Below are 20,976 nucleotides of genomic sequence, written 5' to 3'. Positions count from 1 at the left end.
GGAACGAGTTTAGAAAGCGTTGGGCAAAAAATCGCCTGGGCGTATCAGCCGCCGGACTTTTTCGCCTTGAAGCCCTGCTTGATCAGCTCAGCGATCAGCAGCTCGACGTGGTCGCCCTGGATCTCGATGACCCCATCCTTCAGCGCACCGCCGGTACCGCAGCGGCGCTTGAGGGTGGTGGCCAGCTCCTTGAGCTGGTCGAGCGGCAGCGGCACGCCGGTCACGGTCGTCACGGTCTTGCCGCCACGCCCCTTGCTTTCACGACGCACACGGGCGATGCCATCACCTTCAGGGATGACGTGCTGCTTGCAGATGCAGGCGTCCACCGGCTGGCCACAATCGGGGCAGTGCCGACCGGCATCGGTGGAGTAAACGAGACCGCCAAGGGCGGCGAAGGAAGAAGCTTTCTTGGCCACTTTTGTTCCTCTGTGCTGAGGACAAAAACTGGTCGTGCCTTAAGGTTGAGGCCGACCGCGAAGCCCCACTCTGGCAGGGGCGGCGCTACTGCTGCAGGAATTGCGGCAGCCCGAAAAGGGCGCGCAGTGTAACGATAAATCAAGCCCTTGCTAAGTACTGGAATGCGCCATTTTGCGAATGTTTTGCGACTATTCGCGGGCACGCCCGCTCCCACAAGGGCTGTGCCGTACTTGAGACCGGCGCTGTACCTGTGGGAGCGGGCGTGCCCGCGAAAGGGCCGGGACAGCCAAAACAACTATCCCAGGCTGGCCTTGTAGCGCTGCAATGCGGCCAGCGAGTCCGGGCAATACGGCTTGGCCTGGCTTTCCTGATCGGCCTGCTCAAGGCTGATGAATTTCGCCTCGATCACTTCTTCCGGTTGCAACCGCAATGGCGCATCCGAAACCGCCGAATACACCGCGCACCAAAGATGGTTGTCCGGCATATAGAAATAGAAGCGCTCATGAAAGCGCAGCTCGACACCTTCGATACCCAGCTCCTCAGCCAGCTCCCGTGCGGCCGAGTCGTCATACGCCTCCCCTGCCGTCACCATGCCACCGGCCGCCACGTCCCAATACCCCGGGTACAGCGCCTTGCTCAGGGCACGCCGGTGCACACACAGCTCACCGGCACTGTTGAACAACAGGATGAACGTGCAGCGGCCGATCAGGCCACGCTCGCGCAGCTCGGCCCTGGGCAGCGCGCCAAGTACCTGGTCGGCTTCGTCGACCCAGGTGACCAGTTCACGGTCGGAAGCCGCCCGGTGGGCGGCCTCGTTGGCGCTGATGGCCATGCTCAACCCTGCGACAGCAACTGACGCAGGTCGATGACCGCAGCGTTGGCCCGGGAAATGTAGTTGGCCATGACCAGCGAGTGGTTGGCCCACATGCCGAAGCCGCTGCCATTGAGCACCATCGGGCTCCACAGCGGCTCCTGCGAGGCTTCCAGCTCACGGATGATCTGGCGCACGCTGACGGTGGCGTTCTTCTTCGCCAGCACGTCGGCGAAGTCGACTTCGATGGCTCGCAGCAGGTGCGACAGCGCCCAGGCCTGGCCACGGGCTTCGTAGAAGACGTTGTCGATCTGCAGCCATGGGGTTTCCACCAGTTCTTCATCCACCTGTGGCGCCTGGCCGGCAACGACCGACTCGGTCTTCAGGGTGGTGTTGAGCTTGACCCGTCCAACGCTGGCCGACAGGCGCTGCGACAGCGAACCCAGCCGGGTGGCCACGTCACCCAGCCAGTTGTTCAGGTTGTCGGCACGGGTATAGAAGATCGCGCCCTTGTCGCCAGCGGCCAGACGGGTCTGGTAACGGGTCAGCGACTTGATGCCCTCTTCGAATTCCGACTCGCTCGAAGGCAGGATCCAGCTCTTGTTATCGAAGTTGAAGCGCGGCTCGGCCTTGGCCAGGTCGGCATCTTCGGTGGACTGCGACTGCGAACGGGCAAAATCCTTGCGCAGGGCACGGGACAGGTCACGCACCTGCACCAGCACGCCGTACTCCCAGCTCGGCATGTTGTCCATCCACAGGCCCGGCGGGAAGCGGTCGTTGGAAATGTACCCGCCCGGCTTGTTCAGCAAGGTGCCGGCCACGGTCTTGAGGGTTTCGATGGTGGTGTAGCCGACCACCATCTGCTGGCCGCTGCGCTCAGCGGCGGCCTGGGCATTCTGCTGTACCGGGAACAGCTTCGGCTCCTGGCTCCAGTACCAGCCCAGGCCGATGCAGACCAGCAGGTACAACCCGATGAGGGTTCCCAGGGCTCGGCTCCACAGCCCGCCAAGGTAGCTACGGGCTGCGGCGCCGCGGCCATCCACACGCTCGCGGGGCTCGGCTTTGGCCTCGCGGTTTTTCCAGTCCAGCATGGCTTTGTCCTTAATCAGTCACGACGGTTCAGGGCTTGGACCACAGGCCAGCGCCAGGGTGCCACGGCAAGCCCGCGTCGCAGCACTATAAAGCAGACACTGCCGTACGCATAAGCGACCAATGAGTCAGTAACTGAATATTCGTCCGCCAGCCTTTGTTGATGCGGCGCAGGTACGGGGGGAAAAAGTGGTGCTAGCATAGAGCCATCATCGAACCTGCATAGCCCCCTAACAAGTAGCCAGGACATGACCCAAGCCGCGGAGCCGAGCCAGGAGCGCCTATCGCAGGAGCTCGAACAGCTGTTGCAGCGCCTGTCGCGCACGCGCCTGCGCCATGACGACCAGCCCGACCAGCTGGAGCTGCCCGCTGCACGCAAACCGGTCTACCTGCTGCTGCACGACCACGAGCGTGCCGAGCGCCTCGCCCAGCAGCTGGAATTCTTCGGCCTGAGCGCGCAGCCGCAGCCTTGCGCCAGTGCGTTTCTGGCATCGCTGGCCGAACAGCCTCCAGCCGCCATCGTAATGGATGTCGACTTCGCAGGCCCCGGTGCTGGCTTGCCATTGGCCGCGCTGGCGCAACGGGGCCAGGCGCAACCCATACCGTTGCTGTTCTTCAGCCTGCACGAGGCCGATACGCCGACCCGCCTGGCCGCAGTGCGCGCCGGCGGCCAGGCGTTCCTGACCGGTACCCTGGAAGCCTCCAGCCTGCTGGAAAAGCTCGAAGCCATGACCAGCCACGCACAGCAAGACCCCTTGCGCGTGCTGATAGTCGACGACTCCCGCGCCCAGGCCCTGCATACCGAACGGGTACTGGCCAGCGCCGGGATGCTGACCCGCAGCCTGAACGACCCGATCCGCGCCATGGTCGAACTCGCCGATTTCCAGCCGGACCTGATCATCCTCGATCTCTACATGCCGACGTGCTCGGGCCCTGAACTGGCCAAGGTGATCCGGCACAATGACCGTTACGTGAGCGTGCCGATCATCTACCTGTCCGCCGAGGACGACCTGGACAAGCAGCTCGACGCGATGAGCGAGGGCGGCGACGACTTCCTGACCAAGCCAGTGCGCTCGCGGCATTTGATCACCACCGTGCGCAACCGCGCCGCCCGCGCCCGCCACCTCAAGGCACGCATGGTCCGCGACAGCCTGACCGGGCTGTACAACCACACGCACATCCTGCAATTGCTCGAAGACTGCAGCTACCGCGCCCGCCGCGAGCGGCAACCGCTGAGCTTCGCCATGCTCGACATCGACCACTTCAAGAAAATCAACGACCGCCACGGCCACCCCATGGGCGACCGGGTGATCAAGAGCCTGGCGCTGTTCCTCAAGCAACGCCTGCGCAAGACCGACTTCATCGGCCGCTATGGTGGCGAGGAGTTCGCCATCGTCATGCCCAACACCTCGCTGGAAGCCGCGTACAAGGTGCTGGACGATATTCGCCGGCGCTTTGCCGAGATTCTGTACCCGGCGCAGCCGGAAGATCTGCGATGCACCTTCAGTGCCGGGGTGGTGCAACTGGAGGATGAGCTGGATGCACTGAGCATGGCCAGCACGGCGGACGAGGCGTTGTACCGAGCCAAGCATGCCGGGCGTAACTGCGTGGTCCGGGTCGAACCGTAACCCTCGCAAGCAATAGCTCAAGGCCATCATCGTCATCACCTGGTAACAAATTCGCCATAAATTCAGGCACCTATCTCTCGACTCCCCCGCAGGAAGTTCGCGGCTATGCGCCTGAAGTGGCTGACCAATTTCAACACCCTGTTGCTGGTGACCGTCTGCATCGCCCTGGGTGCGACCCTGTGGTGGTCGCAACGCGCCCTGGAGCGGCCCTATCAGTTGATGGAGCGCTACCTGGGCCTGTCGCAGCAGTTTCAGAACCAGGCTGCGCGCAATATCCAGGCTTACCTGGGCAGTGGCGATGCCTTGCGCCACGCCGCGGCCGTCGAGGCCAACAAGCAGCTCGAAGCCTCATTGACCGACTGGCCGCCAGCACTCGCCAGCAAGCTGCGCCCGAGCCTGGGCACCTTGCAGGCCTTCACCGCCAACGAACTGCTAGCCGCCGGCAAGCTGGCCGGCGACCCGCAGGCGCTGCTGCTGCAGGCCGAGCGCGAACTGGGTGCCAACTTCGAACAGCTGACCGCCTATGCCCGCGACAGCGGCAGCAGCGAAGCCAACCGCTACCTTGTGCCATTGCTCGACGCCAGCTTGCATCTGGGCCGGCTGTCGCTGGCCCGGGACAAACTGGTCAGCAGCGGCCGCGCCGAACTGGCCGACGAGGTCGAGCGCGAACTGCAACTGATCCGTAACCAGGCGCAAATCATCGACGGCCTGCCGCTGCTGGGCGTGACCCGAGCCGCCGAATCCAGCGCCGACGACTTCGCTGCCATGATGGGCCTGGAGTCCCAGGCCAATGGGCAACAGGAAGACATGGCGGTCAGCCTCAAGCGCGAGTTGCAAAGCCTGCTCAACCGCTACCCCGCCGAGCTGCAACGCACGCGCGAACAGATCGAGCGCCGCACCGCGCTGGCCGCCAGCACCAACCAGCGGCTGGAAGCCGTGCAACAGGCCATCGCCGGCCTGGAGCCGGAAGTGCGCGGCCAGCACGCGAAGATCGCCAGCGAAGTGCGCAGCATGCAGGCGCTGATGATCGGTCTGATCCTGCTCATCGCCTTGCTCATCGACACCTTGCAACGGCGCCTGGCCCGCACCCTGACCAGCCTGGCGCCAGCCCTGTCGCGCTGGGCCGAAGGCAACTTTGCCGAGCCTGTGGTGCTGGGCAAGACCAACCGCGAGCTGCACGATATAGCGGAATCGCTCAACCGCCTGCGCCACTACCTGGTGGAGCTGGTCGGCACCATTCGCCACAACGCCGAGCAGGTCGCTGGCAGCAGCAACGCCCTGGCCGGCATGAGTGCCGCTTTGCACGACGGCGCCGAGCGCCAGGCCGGCGACACCGGGCAGATTCGCGATGCGCTGGGCGAGCTGGAAGCGACCATCCAGCAAGTGGCCGGCGACGCCAGCTCCGCCGCCGATGCCAGCCGCGATGCCGGGCGTGCGGTGGAACAGGGCCAGGCGGTGATCGGCCAGAGCCTCTCGGGGCTGCGGGCGCTGGTCGACGAGGTGCAGGGCAACGCGCGGATGATCGAGCAGCTGGCCGAGGAATCGGCCACCATCGGCGGGGTGTTGACGGTGATTCGCTCCATCGCCGAGCAGACCAACCTGCTGGCATTGAATGCCGCCATCGAGGCCGCCCGTGCAGGCGAGATGGGCCGTGGCTTCGCAGTGGTGGCCGACGAGGTGCGCTCACTGGCGCAGCGCACCACCGGGGCTACCGGCGAAATCCAGGCGCTGATCGACCGCCTGCAGCAGGCGGCGCGAGAGTCGGTGGCCGGGATGCGCACCCAGCTGGAACATGCCGAGGCCACCGCCAACCAGGCCCAGGCCGCCGATGGCGCGCTGGACGAAATTGTCAGCGCGATCCGCACGATCGCCGATACGGCGGTACGCATTGCCGACGTCACCGCGCAACAGACTGGCGCGGTGAGTGAGATTCGCGATCATAGCGAGCGGATTCACGCGTTGGGTGAAGACAACCTGCAGCGCATTGGCGAGGGACGCGAACAAGGTGAACAGCTGCTGAGCCTGGGCGGGGAGCTGAGCAAGGCAGTGCGTGCCTTCAGGGTCTAGCAGGCACACGCGATCGCTGTAGGAGCGGCCTTGTGTCGCGAAAGGGCCGCAACGCGGCCCCGGCATTATCAGTTGTGCAGCACAAATCCTGGGGGCGCTTCGCACCCCTTTCGCGACACAAGGCCGCTCCTACAGGTACGGTGCATGCTTCGAGGCTGCATGAGGCCTTGGTCGGCTGCGCCCTGCCAATCACCGCCAACTCCGTTATCATGCGGGCACGTTCCACCTCGCGAGTCCGCCATGCGCCGCCTGTTTTTCCTGCTGTTCCTGCTGCTGGCCAGCCCTGCTTTCGCCTCGGGCCTGCTCGACAACCGCCCCAGCGCCACCCTCGGCGCCGCTTCGCTGTCCAACAATGCCGACTTCCTGCCGGTGCACGAAGCCTTCAAGCTCAGCCTGGTGCAGGCTGACGCGCAGACCGTCAAGCTGCGTTTCGTCGCCACCGACGGTTACTACCTGTACCGCCATCGCTTCAACTTCCGCACGGAACCGGCGGACATCGCCCTGGGCGCGCCGAACATCCCCAAGGGCGAAGCCAAGCATGACGAGTTCTTCGGCGACGTCGAGGTCTACCACGGCGTGCTCGACATCGAGATCCCACGCACCGACACCCGCGCCTTCACTTTGCTGGTGGGTTACCAGGGCTGCGCCGACAAGGGCCTGTGTTACCCGCCGGAAACCGCGCGGCTGGACATTGATGGCGACGGCCCTGCTGCTGGCGCGGCGCTGCCGGGAGGCAGCGAACAGGGCTGGAGCTGGAAGTCACTGCTGCTGTTCTTTCTCGCCGGGGTCGGCCTGACCTTCACCCCTTGCGTGCTGCCGATGCTGCCCATCCTTTCTGGCGTGGTCCTGCGGGGCCAGGTCGGTGGCCTGCGCGGCCTTGCGCTGTCGCTGGCCTATGTGCTGCCGATGGCCGCCAGCTTCGCCGTGCTCGGCGCGCTGATGGGCCTGTTCGGCGCCGGCCTGAACCTGCAGGCACGCCTGCAGTCGGCCTGGGTACTGGTGCCTTTCGCATTGTTCTTCGTGGTGTTCGCCCTGGCCATGTTCGGTCTGTTCGAACTCAAGTTGCCCCAAGCCCTGAGCAACCGCCTCAACAACGTCGCCAACCACACACCAGGCGGCTCGCTGCTGGGTGCGGCCGTGCTCGGTGTGCTCTCCAGCCTGCTGGTCTCACCCTGCGTGTCGGCGCCGCTGGCCGGTGCCTTGTTGTACATCAGCGCCAGCGGCGATGCCCTGGGCGGTGCGCTCAAACTGTTCGCCCTGGGCCTGGGCATGGGCGCACCCTTGCTGGTGATTGCCACGGGGGGAGCAGCCTGGTTGCCGAAGAGCGGCCCTTGGCTGAATACCGTGAAGAACGCTATCGGCGTCTTGCTGCTGGGCCTGGCCATCGGTTTGCTCAGCCGCGTGCTGCCGGGGCCGGCGACCTTGTTGCTGGTAGGCTTCCTGGCGGCTGGGGTGGCGCTGTTCCTCGGTGCCCTGGAATTCGTGGTCAAGCCACCACGCCAGCGCCTGGCACAACTGGTGGGCCTGGCGTTGCTGGTGTATGCGTTGGCCTGCTGGTACGGTGCGCTGAGCGGCCAGGGCGACCCGCTGCGCCCATTGCCGTCCCCCGCCGCCACCACGGTCAGCGGTGCAGTGCCCAAGGCCGATGCCTGGCAAACCGTCACCTCCCCGGCCGCCCTGGACGCAGCCCTGGCCGAGGCCAAGGCTGCTGGCCAACCGGTGCTGCTGGACTGGTACGCCGACTGGTGCATCAGTTGCAAGGTGATCGAACACGAAGTGCTCAATGCGCCGCAGGTCCAAGGGCAATTGAGCGCCTTCAAACTGCTGCGCTTCGACATCACCGAAAGCAGCGCAGAGCAGCGCACGCTGCTTGACCGCTATCAACTGTTCGGCCCGCCGGCGCTGCTGTTCTTTGCGGCGAACGGCAGCGAAATGACCAGCGATCGGGTCGTTGGCGAGATAAACGCCGGGGAATTCGCGCAGATTCTGACGCGCATTCGCGGCAAACTCGGTCTATAACTTTCCGCGTGCCGGGCATTTTCTCCAAATGAGTGACCAGATTTAATTATCTGGTCACATACTTCGCGCGAACCTCGGGCAACGTGCTGGCTATTGCCGGGAACTGGACACTTGCTGTCGCTTTGCGGCACACTCGCCGCGCTGTGTCGAATTGCCCTACAAATCCAAGGAAACTGCAGATGGCAACCCTACTGGTGCTTCACGGCCCCAACCTGAACCTGCTCGGGACTCGCGAACCAGGCCACTACGGTGCCGTGACCCTGGCCCAGATCAACCAGGACCTGGAACAGCGTGCCCGTGCCGCTGGCCACCATTTGCAGTATCTGCAGAGCAATGCCGAATACGAACTCATCGAGCGTATTCACGCCGCACGCAACGAGGGTGTGGACTTCATCCTGATCAATCCGGCTGCTTTCACCCACACAAGCGTCGCATTACGTGACGCATTGCTCGCGGTGAGCATCCCATTCATCGAAGTGCACCTGTCCAACGTGCACAAACGCGAACCGTTCCGTCATCACTCCTACTTCTCCGATGTTGCCGTAGGAGTGATCTGCGGCCTGGGCGCCAGCGGTTATCGCCTGGCCCTGGAATCCGCGCTGGAACAACTGGCTGCCAACGCACAGCCCTGATAACGAAAACCCTGGCCTCAGTGGGCCGGGGTTGAAGAGAAACGTTCAGATACGTTTTTAAATTTCGCCCCCTGACCGAACCTTTGGGAGTTGATGATTAATGGATATCCGTAAAGTCAAGAAACTGATCGAGCTGCTGGAAGAGTCTGGCATCGACGAGCTGGAGATCAAGGAAGGCGAAGAGTCGGTCCGTATCAGCCGCCACAGCAAGACCCCGGCTGCCCAGCAGTTCTACGCACCTGCTCCAGTGGCCGCCGCGCCTGCCGCTGCTCCGGTTGCCGCTGCTGCACCTGCCGCCGAAGCCGCTGCTGCCGCTCCCGCCCTGAAAGGCACCGTGATCCGTTCGCCGATGGTCGGTACCTTCTACCGCAAGCCTTCGCCGACCTCGCCGAACTTCGCTGAAGTGGGCCAGAGCGTGAAGAAAGGCGACACCCTGTGCATCGTCGAAGCCATGAAGATGATGAACCACATCGAAGCCGATGTTGGCGGTGTCATCGACGCCATCCTGGTGGAAGACGGCCAGCCGGTTGAGTTCGACCAGCCGCTGTTCACCATCGTTTGAATCGCGGAGAGCCAACGATGTCTGGGAAGCTCGAAAAAGTCCTGATCGCCAACCGTGGGGAAATTGCCCTGCGCATCCTGCGTGCCTGCAAAGAGCTGGGCATCAAGACCGTCGCCGTGCACTCCACGGCCGACCGTGAACTGATGCACCTGGGCCTGGCAGACGAGTCGGTCTGCATCGGCCCTGCATCGTCCAAGGATTCCTACCTGCACATCCCGGCGATCATCGCTGCCGCCGAAGTCACCGGCGCCACCGCGATCCACCCGGGTTACGGCTTCCTCGCGGAAAACGCCGATTTCGCCGAGCAGGTGGAAAAGTCCGGTTTCGCCTTCATCGGCCCGAAAGCCGACACCATTCGCCTGATGGGCGACAAGGTTTCGGCCAAGGACGCGATGATCAAGTCGGGCGTGCCAACCGTACCGGGCTCCGATGGCCCGCTGCCGGAAGACGAAGAGGTCGCCCTGGCGATCGCTCGTGACGTCGGCTACCCGGTGATCATCAAGGCCGCCGGTGGCGGTGGTGGTCGCGGCATGCGCGTGGTGCACAAGGAAGAGGACCTGATTTCCTCGGCCAAACTCACCCGTACCGAAGCCGGTGCAGCCTTCGGCAACCCGATGGTCTACCTGGAGAAGTTCCTGACCAACCCACGTCACGTGGAAGTTCAGGTTCTGTCCGACGGCCAGGGCAACGCCATCCACCTGGGCGACCGTGACTGCTCGCTGCAGCGCCGCCACCAGAAGGTACTGGAAGAAGCCCCGGCCCCAGGTATCGACGAGAAGGCTCGTCAGGAAGTCTTCAAGCGTTGCGTCGATGCGTGCATCGAGATCGGCTACCGCGGTGCCGGTACCTTCGAATTCCTGTACGAGAACGGCCGTTTCTACTTCATCGAGATGAACACCCGCGTGCAGGTTGAGCACCCGGTGTCGGAAATGGTCACCGGTATCGACATCGTCAAGGAGATGCTGAGCATCGCCGCTGGCAACAAGCTGTCGTACCGCCAGGAAGACGTGGTCATCCGTGGCCACGCGCTGGAGTGCCGGATCAACGCCGAAGACCCGAAGAAATTCATTCCGAGCCCAGGCAAGGTCAAACACTTCCACGCTCCGGGCGGCAACGGCGTACGCGTCGATTCGCACCTGTACAGCGGCTATTCGGTTCCGCCGAACTACGACTCGCTGATCGGCAAGCTGATCACCTACGGCAAGGACCGTGACGAAGCCATGGCGCGCATGCGCAATGCCCTTGACGAGATCGTCGTCGACGGCATCAAGACCAACATCCCGCTGCACCGCGACTTGGTGCGTGATGAAGGTTTCTGCAAAGGCGGCGTGAACATCCACTACCTCGAGCACAAACTGGCCAACCAGGAGTGATCGCGTTAGCGTGATGCATCAAGAACCCCGGCCCCGTGCCGGGGTTTTTTATTACCCCTCAGAAGGCTTGCACGGTCGCTACCCCTTCATCCGCGGCATCTCGATCCGGTGCTCATGCACCCGCCGATACAAGGTGGCCCGCGATATCCCCAAGGCCCGCGCCGCCTCCGCCGGTATCCAGCGATGCCGTATCAAGGCATCGAGCAGCAACTGCCGAGCCGGGTTCGATACCCCGGCATCAGCCACAGGCACGGCATCGCCCCGCACCTCCTGCGGCAGATTTTCCAGGCAGACCTGCCCGCCCTCGCTGACCGCGCAGGCATAGCGCAACACCTGCCGCAGCTGACGCAGATTCCCCGGCCAGCGGTACACCAGCAGCGCCTGCAACGCATCGTCGTCCAGCACCACTTCAACGCCGCAAGCCTCGGCCTCTTCTGCCAGCAACTGATGAATCAGCCCCAACCGATCCTCCCGCTCGCGCAGCGGCGGCAACTCGAAGCGGGCATTGGCCAAGCGGAAATACAGATCCTCACGAAAACGCCCTTCACTCACCATGGTGGCCAGGTCGCGGTGGGTCGCACAGATCACCTGGATATCCACCCGCTCCCGCCGTGCAGCGCCCAGCGGCGCCACTTCGCCTTCGGCCAGCACCCGCAGCAGACGGGTCTGCAGGTGCAGCGGCATGTCGCCAATTTCGTCGAGGAACAAGGTGCCGCCATCGGCCTGCTGCAACAGCCCCTGCATACCTTTGCTCGACGCACCGGTAAACGCCCCGGCGACATAACCGAACAGTTCGCTCTCGATAAGGCTCTCGGGAATGGCGGCACAGTTCAGGGTGACGAACGGCCCGTCACGGCGCTGGCTCTGCTGATGCAACTGGCGGGCGAAAACTTCCTTGCCGGCCCCGGTCTCGCCCTGCACCAGCACGGCCAGGTGGCAATCCTTGACCCTTGTGGCCAACCGAAGGTGCTGCTCGATGCGTGCATCCTGTGCTTGCTGCAAGGGTTGCACCCGACCCCGCCGCTGAGGCGCGCTGACCCGCCCGTACAACCCGCCCCACCCTGGCAGGCGCTGGGCCGAAGCCTGGTTGGCGCGGCGCAGCTGGCCCATGTCTAACAGCTCACCGATGTGCTCAGGCAGACGCCCGTGCTGCGCCAGCAAACGCGCGCGGGCCAGGCTGTTGATCGCCTGCAGGCGGCCATCGGCATCCCAGGCCAGCAGGTAGTCAGGCTGGCTCTCCACATAACCCGGCGTGCCGTGGGCGCGCATCACCCAGTGGCCTTGGGCGCTGTGCATGAAAAAGGCGTTTTCGATCTCCCGTGCAGTCTGCTCCACCAGTTGCAGGATCAGGTGCTGGCTGCGGCGTTCGTCAGGCGATTGCAGGGCCGACACATCCACCACGCCGAGCAGCCCGCCCTGCGGGTCGAACACCGGCGCCGCCGTGCAGGTCAGGCCGATGAACGCGGCGCGAAAGTGATCGCGCTTGTGCACAGTGACCGGCGCCTGGCTGGTCAATACCGCCGCCACGCCGCAGGTGCCCTCCTCGCCTTCCGACCAGCAGGTACCCAGGTACAGGCCGGCCTTGCGGCAATCGTTGCGGATGGCCGATTCGACCCGGTAATCGATGGTGCGCCCCAACGCATCGGTCAGCAGCACGCAATAGTCGGCGCCGCGCACCCGCGCATGCAGGCGCGCCACCGCATCGCTGGCAATGCGCAGGAACAGTTCGGCGCGTTCGCGGCACTCGTTGAGCAGGGTTTGAGAAAGGATACGCGGCCCCTGCTGGGACCCAGGGTCAAGACGGTACAGCTCCATGGAACGGCGCCATGAGTCGAGGATCAGCGGCGGCACCGGCGCCTGGGGCAGGCGGTCGGCGTTCTTCAGCACCCGGCTGACGCAATCGACATGGGCTCGGGAGTTCGCGGCAAGCATGAGGCCTCCGGTTCCTGTTTGTTCTTGTCGTTGTGCGGCCATTAAGCGCCTGCCGGCATGTCCCGACAAGCGCTGTGTGATTACCGGTGGGCTTGAGACGCTGCGTCTCAGCCTGCCGGCAAACGCCCGACGATGCTGGCACGCAGCGTCTTAGGCAATGGCCACTGCAGCCTGGCCCGATAGCCATTCAAGCGCTCTGCAACGGCCCTTGCAGGGCACGCGAAGAAAGCTGGCACCCGCCTTGCTCAAGCCTAGGCAAACAAGAACACGAGGTGTGCCATGCCGCAGCCCGCCCCGACCATCGGGATCATTGCCAATCCTGCCTCCGGCCGCGACCTGCGTCGCCTGACCAGCAACGCCGGGCTCTACTCCAGCACCGACAAGGCCTCGGTCATCCAGCGCCTGCTCGGCGCCTTCGGTGCCACCGGCGTTGCCGAGGTGCTGCTGCCCACCGACATGACCGGTATTGCCGCCGCCGTGCTCAAGGCCAGCCTCGGCCCCGTGGCACAGGACCAGCACTGGCCGCGCCTGGCACTGCTCGACCTGCCGTTGACCCAGACCGTCAGCGATACCCGCCTGGCCACCCGGCAAATGGTCGAGCGCGGCGTGGCGATGATCGCCGTGCTGGGCGGCGACGGCACGCACAAGGCCGTGGCGGCCGAGGCTGGGGACACGCCCCTGCTGACCCTGTCCACCGGCACCAACAACGCCTTCCCCGAGCTGCGCGAAGCCACCAGCGCCGGCCTTGCTGGCGGTTTGCTCGCGAGTGGCCTGGTTCCGGCCAGCATCGGCCTGCGTCGCAACAAGCGGTTGCTGGTGAAAGTGCCGCAGCAACGGCTGTGTGAATGGGCACTGGTCGAAGTGGCGGTGTCGCCACAACGATTCATCGGTGCCCGCGCGCTGAGCCGCAGCGAAGACCTCAGCGAAGTCTTCGCCTGCTTTGCCGAGCCCCACGCGATCGGCCTGTCGGCGCTTTGCGGCCTGTGGCAACCGGTGGCCCGCCATGAACCCTACGGCGCCTGGGTACGGCTCAACCCCGGTGCCGAACAAGCCCTGCTCGCTCCACTGGCCCCCGGCCTGCTGCAAGGCTGCGGCATCACCGCCAGCGGCACGCTCAGCCCGGGCGTGGCCCATCGCCTGAGCCTCAGCGCCGGCACCCTGGCCCTGGATGGCGAGCGCGAAATCGAGTTCGCCGAACACGACACACCGACCATCACCCTCGACCTGCAAGGCCCGTTGACCGTCGACGTCGAGGCCGTGCTGGCACATGCCGCCCGTCATCACCTGCTGGCCGTCCCGCGCGGCCATCGGCTGCACCCTGCAACCCCGTGTTGAGACAACCCTGGAGAACAACAAGATGTCCACTCACCTCAGTTCAGAGCAATTGCTGCATGCCTATGAAGTGATGCGCACCATCCGCGCCTTCGAAGAACGCCTGCACGTGGAGTTCGCCACAGGCGAGATTCCCGGTTTCGTACACCTGTATGCCGGTGAAGAAGCTTCCGCCGCCGGGGTCATGGCGCACCTGCGCGACAGCGACTGCATCGCCTCGACCCACCGCGGCCACGGTCACTGCATCGCCAAGGGCGTCGATGTGTACGGCATGATGGCCGAGATCTACGGCAAGAAGACCGGCGTGTGCGGCGGCAAGGGCGGTTCGATGCACATCGCCGACCTGGAAAAAGGCATGCTCGGTGCCAACGGCATCGTCGGTGCCGGCGCGCCGCTGGTGGCCGGCGCCGCCCTGGCGGCCAAGATCAAGGGCAATGACAACGTGGCCGTGGCCTTCTTCGGCGACGGCGCTTCCAACGAGGGCGCAGTGTTCGAGGCGATGAACCTGGCCTCGATCATGAACCTGCCGTGCATCTTCGTCGCCGAGAACAACGGCTATGCCGAAGCCACCGCCTCGACCTGGTCGGTGGCCTGCGACCACATCGCCGACCGCGCCGCCGGTTTCGGCATGCCAGGCGTGACCATCGACGGCTTCGACTTCTTTGCCGTGCACGAGGCCGCCGGCGCCGCCATCGAGCGCGCCCGTTCCGGGCAAGGCCCGTCGCTGATCGAGGTCAAGCTGAGCCGCTACTACGGGCACTTCGAAGGCGACGCACAGACCTACCGCGCCCCTGACGAGGTGAAGAACCTGCGCGAATCCCGCGACTGCCTGCTGCAGTTCCGCAACAAGACCACCCGTGCCGGCCTGCTGCAGGCAGCGCAACTGGACGCCATCGACGCCCGTGTCGACGACCTGATCGAAGACGCCGTGCGCCGTGCCAAAGCCGATCCCAAGCCGCAGCCCGCCGACCTGCTCACCGACGTCTACGTCAGCTACCCCTGAGCCCGGACAACAAGAACAACAGGAGAACCACCATGGCTAGAAAAATCAGCTATCAGCAGGCCATCAACGAGGCACTGGCCCAGGAAATGCGCCGCGACAGCAGCGTGTTCATCATTGGCGAAGACGTTGCCGGCGGCGCGGGTGCCCCGGGCGAGGATGACGCCTGGGGTGGCGTGCTCGGCGTCACCAAAGGCCTGTACCACCAGTTCCCGGGGCGCGTGCTCGATGCGCCGCTGTCGGAAATCGGCTACGTCGGTGCCGCCGTCGGTGCCGCCACTCAAGGCCTGCGCCCGGTGTGCGAGCTGATGTTCGTCGACTTTGCCGGCTGCTGCCTGGACCAGATCCTCAACCAGGCCGCCAAGTTCCGCTACATGTTCGGCGGCAAGGCGGTCACGCCGCTGGTGATGCGCACCATGTACGGCGCCGGCCTGCGCGCTGCGGCCCAGCACTCGCAGATGCTTACCTCGCTATGGACGCACATCCCCGGCCTGAAGGTGGTCTGCCCGTCCTCGCCCTACGACGTCAAGGGCCTGCTGATCCAGGCAATCCGCGACAACGACCCGGTGATCTTCTGCGAGCACAAGCTGCTCTACAGCATGCAGGGCGAAGTGCCGGAAGAGGTGTACAGCGTGCCATTCGGCGAGGCCAACTTCCTGCGCGACGGCGACGACGTGACCCTGGTGACCTACGGGCGCATGGTCCATGTGGCCATGGAAGCGGCCAACAACCTCGCCCGCCAGGGCATCGACTGCGAAGTGCTGGACCTGCGCACCACCAGCCCGCTGGATGAGGACAGCATTCTCGAAAGCGTGGAGAAGACCGGCCGCCTGGTGGTGATCGACGAAGCCAACCCGCGCTGCTCGATGGCCACCGATATCAGCGCACTGGTCGCGCAAAAGGCCTTCGCCGCGCTCAAGGGCCCGATCGAGATGGTCACCGCGCCGCACACCCCGGTGCCGTTCTCCGATGCCCTGGAAGACCTGTACATCCCTGACGCAGCGAAGGTCGAAGCGGCCGTGCGCAAGGTCATCGAAGCTGCAAGGAGCGCCGCATGAGCCAGATCCATACCCTGACCATGCCCAAGTGGGGCCTGTCGATGACCGAAGGCCGGGTCGACGCCTGGCTCAAGCAGGAGGGCGACCAAATCAGCAAGGGCGACGAAGTGCTGGACGTCGAGACCGACAAGATCAGCAGCAGCGTCGAGGCGCCGTTCAGCGGCGTGCTGCGCCGCCAGGTGGCAAGGCCCGACGAAACCCTGCCGGTCGGTGCGCTGCTGGCCGTGGTAGTGGAGGGTGAAGCCGAGGAGTCAGAGATCGATGCCGTGGTGCAACGCTTCCAGGCCGAGTTCGTCGCCGAAGGGGGTGCTGACCAGGCCCAGGGGCCGGCACCGCAAAAGGCCGAAGTGGCCGGGCGCCTGCTGCGCTGGTTCGAACTGGGTGAAGGTGGCACGCCGCTGGTGCTGGTGCATGGTTTTGGCGGCGACCTTAACAACTGGCTGTTCAACCACCCGGCATTGGCGGCCGAGCGTCGAGTCATCGCCCTGGACCTGCCGGGGCATGGTGAATCGGCCAAGGCCCTGGCAAAAGGTGATCTGGATGAGTTGAGCGAAACGGTGCTGGCCCTGCTCGATCATCTGGATATCGCCAAGGCCCACCTGGCTGGGCACTCCATGGGCGGCGCGGTTAGTCTGAATATCGCGCGCCTGGCGCCGCAGCGGGTGGCGAGCCTCAGCCTGGTGGCCAGTGCCGGGCTGGGTGAGGCGATCAATGGCCAGTACCTGCAAGGCTTCGTCGCCGCCGCCAACCGTAATGCGCTGAAGCCGCAGATGGTGCAGCTATTCGCAGACCCGGGGCTGGTGACCCGGCAGATGCTGGAGGACATGCTCAAGTTCAAGCGCCTGGAAGGCGTGGATCAAGCCTTGCGCCAGCTAGGGGCGGCGCTGGCTGACGGTGACCGCCAGCGGCATGACCTGCGCGGGGTCCTGGGGCAGCATCCGGCGCTGGTGATCTGGGGGGCCGAGGACGCGATCATTCCGGCGGCGCATGCCGACGGAGTCGAGGCCGAGGTGCTTGTGGTGCCCGGGGTCGGGCACATGGTGCAGATGGAGGCGGCGGAACAGGTGAACCAGCGGCTGCTGGAGTTCCTGCGCAAACACTGACCCTCTCGACTGACTGTCCCGGCCTCTTCGCGGGCAAGCCCGCTCCCACAGGATCTCCACAGACCTTGAAAACCCTGGATAACCTGTGGGAGCGGGCTTGCCCGCGAAGAAGGCGACGCGGTCCCCTGCCATACCTCTACAAACCCCCCGCACTCGCGTAAACTGCCAGGCTTCGCGCAGCCTCGGGCTGCCCCTGTCAGATTTACCAAAGGTGCCCGCCATGCCTTGGCTGCAAGTACGCCTGGCCATCAGCCCGGAACAAGCCGAAACCTACGAAGACGCCCTGCTCGAAGTCGGCGCCGTATCGGTCACGTTCATGGACGCCGAAGACCAGCCGATCTTCGAACCCGACCTCAACACCACCCCGCTGTGGTCGCACACCCACCTGCTGGCCCTGTTCGAAGCCGACGCCGAGCCAGAAGCGGTATTCGCCCACCTGCGCTTGCTGACCGGCGCCGAGCTGCCCGAGCACCAGGCCGAGGTGATCGAGGACCAGGACTGGGAACGCAGCTGGATGGACGGCTTCCAGCCAATGCGCTTCGGCCAGCGCCTGTGGATCGTGCCGAGCTGGCACGAGGCCCCGGACCAGGACGCGGTCAACCTGCTGCTCGACCCCGGCCTGGCCTTTGGCACCGGCACCCACCCGACCACCGCGCTGTGCCTGGAATGGCTCGACGGCCAGCAGCTGCAAGGCACTCAGGTACTGGACTTCGGCTGCGGCTCGGGCATCCTCGCCATTGCGGCGCTGCTGCTGGGCGCGCGCGAGGCGGTCGGTACCGACATCGACGTGCAGGCCATCGAAGCCTCGCGTGACAATGCCCAGCGCAACGGCATCGCCGACGAAAAGTTCGCGCTGTACCTGCCCGAGCAGATGCCGGCGATGCAGGCCGACGTGCTGGTCGCCAACATTCTCGCCGGCCCGCTGGTGTCGCTGGCACCGCAGCTGTCCGGCCTGGTCCGCCCAGGTGGCCTGCTGGCCCTGTCGGGCATCCTCGCCGAACAGGGTGAGGAAGTGGCTGCCGCCTACGCTGCCGACTTCGATCTGGACCCGATCGTCGTGCGCGACGGCTGGGTGCGCATCAGTGGTCGGCGCCGCTAAGCGGGCCTAGAATAGTTCTCTGCACAGCTCCCGGATCGCCGCATGACCGACAGTTTCGTCACCCAGTGCCCGCATTGCCAGACCAGCTTTCGCGTCACCCATCACCAGTTGAGCGTGGCTCGCGGCGTCGTGCGCTGCGGTCACTGCCTGCAGGTGTTCAATGCGGCCAAGCAGCTGTTGGAGCAGAACCGTGCCGCGGCCAGCCCTGCGCCCGTCGTTCCACCGCCAGCGGTGGTCGAGCCGGTCGCTGCGCCTGAACCGGCGGTCAGCGAGCCGCCGCCGGTAACTAAAGAAGACTGGGCCATGACCGCCCAGGCTCTGGATGAACTCGACCTTGACCAGGAGCTGGCGCGCCTTGAACGCCGTGGCGAGCCGACCGAGCCGCGTGCCGATATCAAGGCCAATGCCTTGCAAGCCCGCCGCGACGAGCCGGCTGCCGACGAGCATGGCGACGAACTGTTCGGCACTGCCACCGACGAACCCTATGAGCCTCATGAAGCCCATGCTTCGACCCCTGTGCTGCTGGATGAACAGCCGCTGGAGCCTGAACCCGGTCATCGCCACGAGCCGACTCTTGGCGGCGACCTGGACCTCGACCTCGACGAGGAACCGTCAACGCAGCGCCTAGCTGAACCTGAACCGGTTGAGCGCTTCGAAGAACATGACGATATCATTCACGCAAAAGGCCTCAGCGCCCGTGATGACGACGACGCCGACCTACACCTGTCGGCCCGTGACGACGCCCCCCTCGAGCCGTTGCCCGGTGAACGTCTGGAGCCCGGCTTCGCCGCCAAGCCAGAACGCCCGTCACGCAAGGAACCGCTGGTCGACGTGGTCGACGACCCTCTGCAACTGGGGTGGGAAAAACCCCGGCCCAACTGGGGCAAGCGCCTGCTGTGGAGCTTCCTGACCCTGCTGGCCGCTGGCCTGCTGGCATTCCAGTACGTGTGGTTCCACTTCGACGAACTGGCCCGCCAGGACCAGTATCGCCCGATCTTCCAGCAACTGTGCCCGATGCTCGGCTGCCAGGTGCCGACCCGCGTCGATATCAGCCGGATCAAGAGCAGCAACCTGGTGGTGCGCAGCCACCCGGACTTCAAGGGCGCCCTGATCGTCGATGCGATCATCTACAACCGCGCACCGTTCTCCCAGCCGTTCCCGCTGCTGGAGCTGCGCTTCGCCGACCTCAACGGCCAGCTGATCGCCAGCCGTCGGTTCAAACCCAGCGAATACCTGTCGGGAGAACTGGCCGGGCGCGGCGAAATGCCGAGCCAGACGCCGATCCACATTGCCCTGGATATTCTCGACCCGGGCCCCAAGGCCGTGAACTACAGCCTCAGTTTCCGCTCCCCGGAATAAGCCCGCGTCCACATGGGGGCGCGCTGACCAAAGCAAATGACATAAGCCGACAGCTGTACAGAATTTATCCAAATCCTTCTTTATCCGGTCACCGAGAGCGGGTATCATGCCAACCCTTTTTCGGACTCCCATGATTCGGCCCCACAACAGGGAACACCTATGTCGGCGGTACGCATCGGCCCATACACACTACGCAACAACCTGATCCTCGCACCCATGGCCGGGGTCACGGACCAGCCTTTCCGGACACTTTGCAAGCGCTTGGGCGCCGGCATGGTGGTGTCGGAGATGGTCAGCAGCGACATGAGCCTGTGGAACAGCCGCAAGTCCAGCCTGCGCCGCATCCATGAGGGTGATCCCGAGCCACGCTCGGTACAGATCGCCGGTGGTGATGCGCAGATGATGGCCGCGGCGGCCCGGGCCAATGTCGAGGCAGGTGCGCAGATCATCGATATCAACATGGGCTGTCCGGCAAAAAAAGTCTGCAACAAAGCGGCAGGCTCTGCTTTATTGAGAGATGAAGACCTGGTCGCCGAAATCCTCCACGCCGTGGTCGGCGCGGTGGACGTACCCGTGACCCTGAAAATCCGCACCGGGTGGGACCGGGCGAACAAGAACGGCCTGAACGTGGCGAAGATCGCCGAACAGGCTGGCATCCAGGCGCTGGCGGTGCATGGCCGCACACGCGCTGACCTGTACACCGGCGAAGCCGAATACGACACCATTGCTGCTATCAAGCAGGCGGTATCGATCCCGGTTTTTGCCAATGGCGATATCACTTCGCCAGAAAAGGCCCGGGCGGTGCTGGATGCCACCGGGGTCGACGGCCTGCTGATTGGCCGGGCTGCCCAAGGGCGGCCATGGATCTTTCGCGAGATCGAACATTTTTTGGGGACTGGCCAGCATTTGCCGGCCCCGCAGTTGGACGAAGTGGAACGCATCCTGCTAGAGCACCTGGCCGCGCTGCATGCCTTCTATGGCGATGTGATGGGCGTACGTATCGCCCGCAAGCACGTGGGCTGGTACCTGGCAACACGACCCGGCGGCAGGGAGTTTCGCGCCCGGTTCAACGCTTTGGAAGACACACAAGCGCAGTGCGCCAACGTTCGCGAGTTTTTCAGTGAACGTCGACAGAGCCTTGAGACAGAGGACGGACAAGGGGTGGCCGCATGACGATGATGACCGAGACATTAGTGAGTGGAACAACGCCCGTGAGCGACAACGCCAACCTCAAACAGCACCTCAACACGCCGAGCGAAGAGGGCCAGACCCTTCGCGACAGCGTCGAGAAGGCGCTGCACAACTACTTCGCACACCTGGAAGGCGCGACCGTCACCGACGTGTACAACCTGGTGCTCTCCGAAGTCGAGGCGCCCCTGCTCGAAAGCGTGATGAACTACGTGAAGGGCAACCAGACCAAGGCCAGCGAGATGCTCGGCCTCAACCGTGGCACCCTGCGCAAGAAGCTCAAGCAGTACGACTTGTTGTAAGCCAG

Annotated in this window: 18 protein-coding genes; 14 read left to right on the top strand and 4 right to left on the bottom strand. The window is 64.7% G+C overall.

What is annotated here, in order from left to right; all coding sequences use genetic code 11:
* Positions 1-44: 44 nt before the first annotated feature.
* The 3 genes from ACTORR_RS17320 to ACTORR_RS17310 form a co-directional block, all read right to left on the bottom strand.
* A complete protein-coding gene (locus tag ACTORR_RS17320) occupies positions 45-416 on the bottom strand; it encodes a translation initiation factor Sui1 (RefSeq protein ID WP_054886854.1) in 372 nt (123 codons plus the stop codon).
* Positions 417-712: 296 nt separating this feature from the next.
* Positions 713-1,249 (bottom strand): NUDIX hydrolase, encoded by a 537-nt coding sequence (locus ACTORR_RS17315; protein WP_313366026.1) that lies wholly within the window; start codon positions 1,247-1,249, stop codon positions 713-715.
* 2 nt (positions 1,250-1,251) lie between these two features.
* The gene (locus ACTORR_RS17310; RefSeq protein WP_054886852.1) at positions 1,252-2,319 is read right to left on the bottom strand and encodes a DUF2333 family protein; all 1,068 of its coding nucleotides are present in this window, start codon (positions 2,317-2,319) and stop codon (positions 1,252-1,254) included.
* A gap of 246 nt (positions 2,320-2,565) precedes the next feature.
* On the opposite strand from ACTORR_RS17310, the gene ACTORR_RS17305 reads away from it, so the two are divergent.
* From ACTORR_RS17305 to accC, 6 genes are all read left to right on the top strand, one after another.
* A complete protein-coding gene (locus ACTORR_RS17305; protein ID WP_313365674.1) occupies positions 2,566-3,945 on the top strand; it encodes a diguanylate cyclase in 1,380 nt (459 codons plus the stop codon).
* 105 nt (positions 3,946-4,050) lie between these two features.
* Positions 4,051-6,012, top strand: coding sequence for a methyl-accepting chemotaxis protein (locus tag ACTORR_RS17300; protein WP_313365673.1), 1,962 nt, complete (start codon positions 4,051-4,053; stop codon positions 6,010-6,012).
* 240 nt (positions 6,013-6,252) lie between these two features.
* Positions 6,253-8,031 carry a protein-disulfide reductase DsbD gene (locus tag ACTORR_RS17295; RefSeq protein ID WP_313365672.1) on the top strand — a complete coding sequence of 593 codons (1,779 nt, stop codon included), beginning with the start codon at positions 6,253-6,255 and terminating at the stop codon, positions 8,029-8,031.
* Positions 8,032-8,210: 179 nt separating this feature from the next.
* A complete protein-coding gene (gene aroQ, locus ACTORR_RS17290) occupies positions 8,211-8,663 on the top strand; it encodes a type II 3-dehydroquinate dehydratase (protein ID WP_027920816.1) in 453 nt (150 codons plus the stop codon).
* Between the two features lie 100 nt (positions 8,664-8,763).
* Complete coding sequence (gene accB / locus ACTORR_RS17285) at positions 8,764-9,225, top strand: acetyl-CoA carboxylase biotin carboxyl carrier protein (RefSeq protein ID WP_054886848.1); 462 nt, start codon at positions 8,764-8,766, stop codon at positions 9,223-9,225.
* 17 nt (positions 9,226-9,242) lie between these two features.
* On the top strand, positions 9,243-10,598 hold the full coding sequence (gene accC / locus ACTORR_RS17280) for an acetyl-CoA carboxylase biotin carboxylase subunit (protein WP_313364726.1): 1,356 nt from the start codon (positions 9,243-9,245) through the stop codon (positions 10,596-10,598).
* A gap of 78 nt (positions 10,599-10,676) precedes the next feature.
* Here accC and ACTORR_RS17275 read toward each other — a convergent pair whose 3' ends face one another.
* The gene (locus ACTORR_RS17275) at positions 10,677-12,530 is read right to left on the bottom strand and encodes a sigma-54-dependent Fis family transcriptional regulator (RefSeq protein WP_313364727.1); all 1,854 of its coding nucleotides are present in this window, start codon (positions 12,528-12,530) and stop codon (positions 10,677-10,679) included.
* Between the two features lie 279 nt (positions 12,531-12,809).
* On the opposite strand from ACTORR_RS17275, the gene ACTORR_RS17270 reads away from it, so the two are divergent.
* From ACTORR_RS17270 to fis, 8 genes are all read left to right on the top strand, one after another.
* Positions 12,810-13,865 (top strand): ATP-NAD kinase family protein, encoded by a 1,056-nt coding sequence (locus ACTORR_RS17270; RefSeq protein WP_313364728.1) that lies wholly within the window; start codon positions 12,810-12,812, stop codon positions 13,863-13,865.
* A gap of 22 nt (positions 13,866-13,887) precedes the next feature.
* On the top strand, positions 13,888-14,865 hold the full coding sequence (locus tag ACTORR_RS17265; protein WP_110633794.1) for a thiamine pyrophosphate-dependent dehydrogenase E1 component subunit alpha: 978 nt from the start codon (positions 13,888-13,890) through the stop codon (positions 14,863-14,865).
* Between the two features lie 32 nt (positions 14,866-14,897).
* The gene (locus tag ACTORR_RS17260) at positions 14,898-15,920 is read left to right on the top strand and encodes an alpha-ketoacid dehydrogenase subunit beta (protein ID WP_313364729.1); all 1,023 of its coding nucleotides are present in this window, start codon (positions 14,898-14,900) and stop codon (positions 15,918-15,920) included.
* Positions 15,917-17,023, top strand: a complete 1,107-nt coding sequence (locus ACTORR_RS17255; protein WP_313364730.1) for an acetoin dehydrogenase dihydrolipoyllysine-residue acetyltransferase subunit — start codon at positions 15,917-15,919, stop codon at positions 17,021-17,023. Before ACTORR_RS17260 ends, ACTORR_RS17255 begins: the two co-directional genes overlap by 4 nt.
* 220 nt (positions 17,024-17,243) lie before the next feature.
* Positions 17,244-18,122, top strand: coding sequence for a 50S ribosomal protein L11 methyltransferase (prmA, locus tag ACTORR_RS17250; protein WP_054886842.1), 879 nt, complete (start codon positions 17,244-17,246; stop codon positions 18,120-18,122).
* A gap of 42 nt (positions 18,123-18,164) precedes the next feature.
* Positions 18,165-19,481, top strand: a complete 1,317-nt coding sequence (locus ACTORR_RS17245) for a DUF3426 domain-containing protein (protein WP_313364731.1) — start codon at positions 18,165-18,167, stop codon at positions 19,479-19,481.
* Positions 19,482-19,640: 159 nt separating this feature from the next.
* Positions 19,641-20,654, top strand: a complete 1,014-nt coding sequence (gene dusB / locus ACTORR_RS17240; protein WP_262109651.1) for a tRNA dihydrouridine synthase DusB — start codon at positions 19,641-19,643, stop codon at positions 20,652-20,654.
* Entirely contained in the window at positions 20,651-20,971 is a 321-nt protein-coding gene (fis, locus tag ACTORR_RS17235; protein ID WP_008093076.1) for a DNA-binding transcriptional regulator Fis, read from the top strand. Before dusB ends, fis begins: the two co-directional genes overlap by 4 nt.
* The last annotated feature ends 5 nt before the right edge of the window (positions 20,972-20,976 follow it).

This window comes from Pseudomonas sp. SAR267, from assembly GCF_052077595.1.
GTDB classification, from domain to species: Bacteria; Pseudomonadota; Gammaproteobacteria; order Pseudomonadales; family Pseudomonadaceae; genus Aquipseudomonas; species Aquipseudomonas vlassakiae.
This window is presented reverse-complemented; position numbering and strand designations above follow the sequence as displayed.

Excerpts from the sequence above, each read along its gene's own strand:
- ACTORR_RS17315 (WP_313366026.1), bottom strand. The coding sequence starts at position 1,249 with ATGGCCATCAGCGCCAACGAGGCCGCCCACCGGGCGGCTTCCGACCGT.
- ACTORR_RS17310 (WP_054886852.1), bottom strand. The coding sequence starts at position 2,319 with ATGCTGGACTGGAAAAACCGCGAGGCCAAAGCCGAGCCCCGCGAGCGT.
- ACTORR_RS17305 (WP_313365674.1), top strand. The coding sequence starts at position 2,566 with ATGACCCAAGCCGCGGAGCCGAGCCAGGAGCGCCTATCGCAGGAGCTC.
- ACTORR_RS17300 (WP_313365673.1), top strand. The coding sequence starts at position 4,051 with ATGCGCCTGAAGTGGCTGACCAATTTCAACACCCTGTTGCTGGTGACC.
- ACTORR_RS17295 (WP_313365672.1), top strand. The coding sequence starts at position 6,253 with ATGCGCCGCCTGTTTTTCCTGCTGTTCCTGCTGCTGGCCAGCCCTGCT.
- aroQ (WP_027920816.1), top strand. The coding sequence starts at position 8,211 with ATGGCAACCCTACTGGTGCTTCACGGCCCCAACCTGAACCTGCTCGGG.
- accB (WP_054886848.1), top strand. The coding sequence starts at position 8,764 with ATGGATATCCGTAAAGTCAAGAAACTGATCGAGCTGCTGGAAGAGTCT.
- accC (WP_313364726.1), top strand. The coding sequence starts at position 9,243 with ATGTCTGGGAAGCTCGAAAAAGTCCTGATCGCCAACCGTGGGGAAATT.
- ACTORR_RS17275 (WP_313364727.1), bottom strand. The coding sequence starts at position 12,530 with ATGCTTGCCGCGAACTCCCGAGCCCATGTCGATTGCGTCAGCCGGGTG.
- ACTORR_RS17270 (WP_313364728.1), top strand. The coding sequence starts at position 12,810 with ATGCCGCAGCCCGCCCCGACCATCGGGATCATTGCCAATCCTGCCTCC.
- ACTORR_RS17265 (WP_110633794.1), top strand. The coding sequence starts at position 13,888 with ATGTCCACTCACCTCAGTTCAGAGCAATTGCTGCATGCCTATGAAGTG.
- ACTORR_RS17260 (WP_313364729.1), top strand. The coding sequence starts at position 14,898 with ATGGCTAGAAAAATCAGCTATCAGCAGGCCATCAACGAGGCACTGGCC.
- ACTORR_RS17255 (WP_313364730.1), top strand. The coding sequence starts at position 15,917 with ATGAGCCAGATCCATACCCTGACCATGCCCAAGTGGGGCCTGTCGATG.
- prmA (WP_054886842.1), top strand. The coding sequence starts at position 17,244 with ATGCCTTGGCTGCAAGTACGCCTGGCCATCAGCCCGGAACAAGCCGAA.
- ACTORR_RS17245 (WP_313364731.1), top strand. The coding sequence starts at position 18,165 with ATGACCGACAGTTTCGTCACCCAGTGCCCGCATTGCCAGACCAGCTTT.
- dusB (WP_262109651.1), top strand. The coding sequence starts at position 19,641 with ATGTCGGCGGTACGCATCGGCCCATACACACTACGCAACAACCTGATC.
- fis (WP_008093076.1), top strand. The coding sequence starts at position 20,651 with ATGACGATGATGACCGAGACATTAGTGAGTGGAACAACGCCCGTGAGC.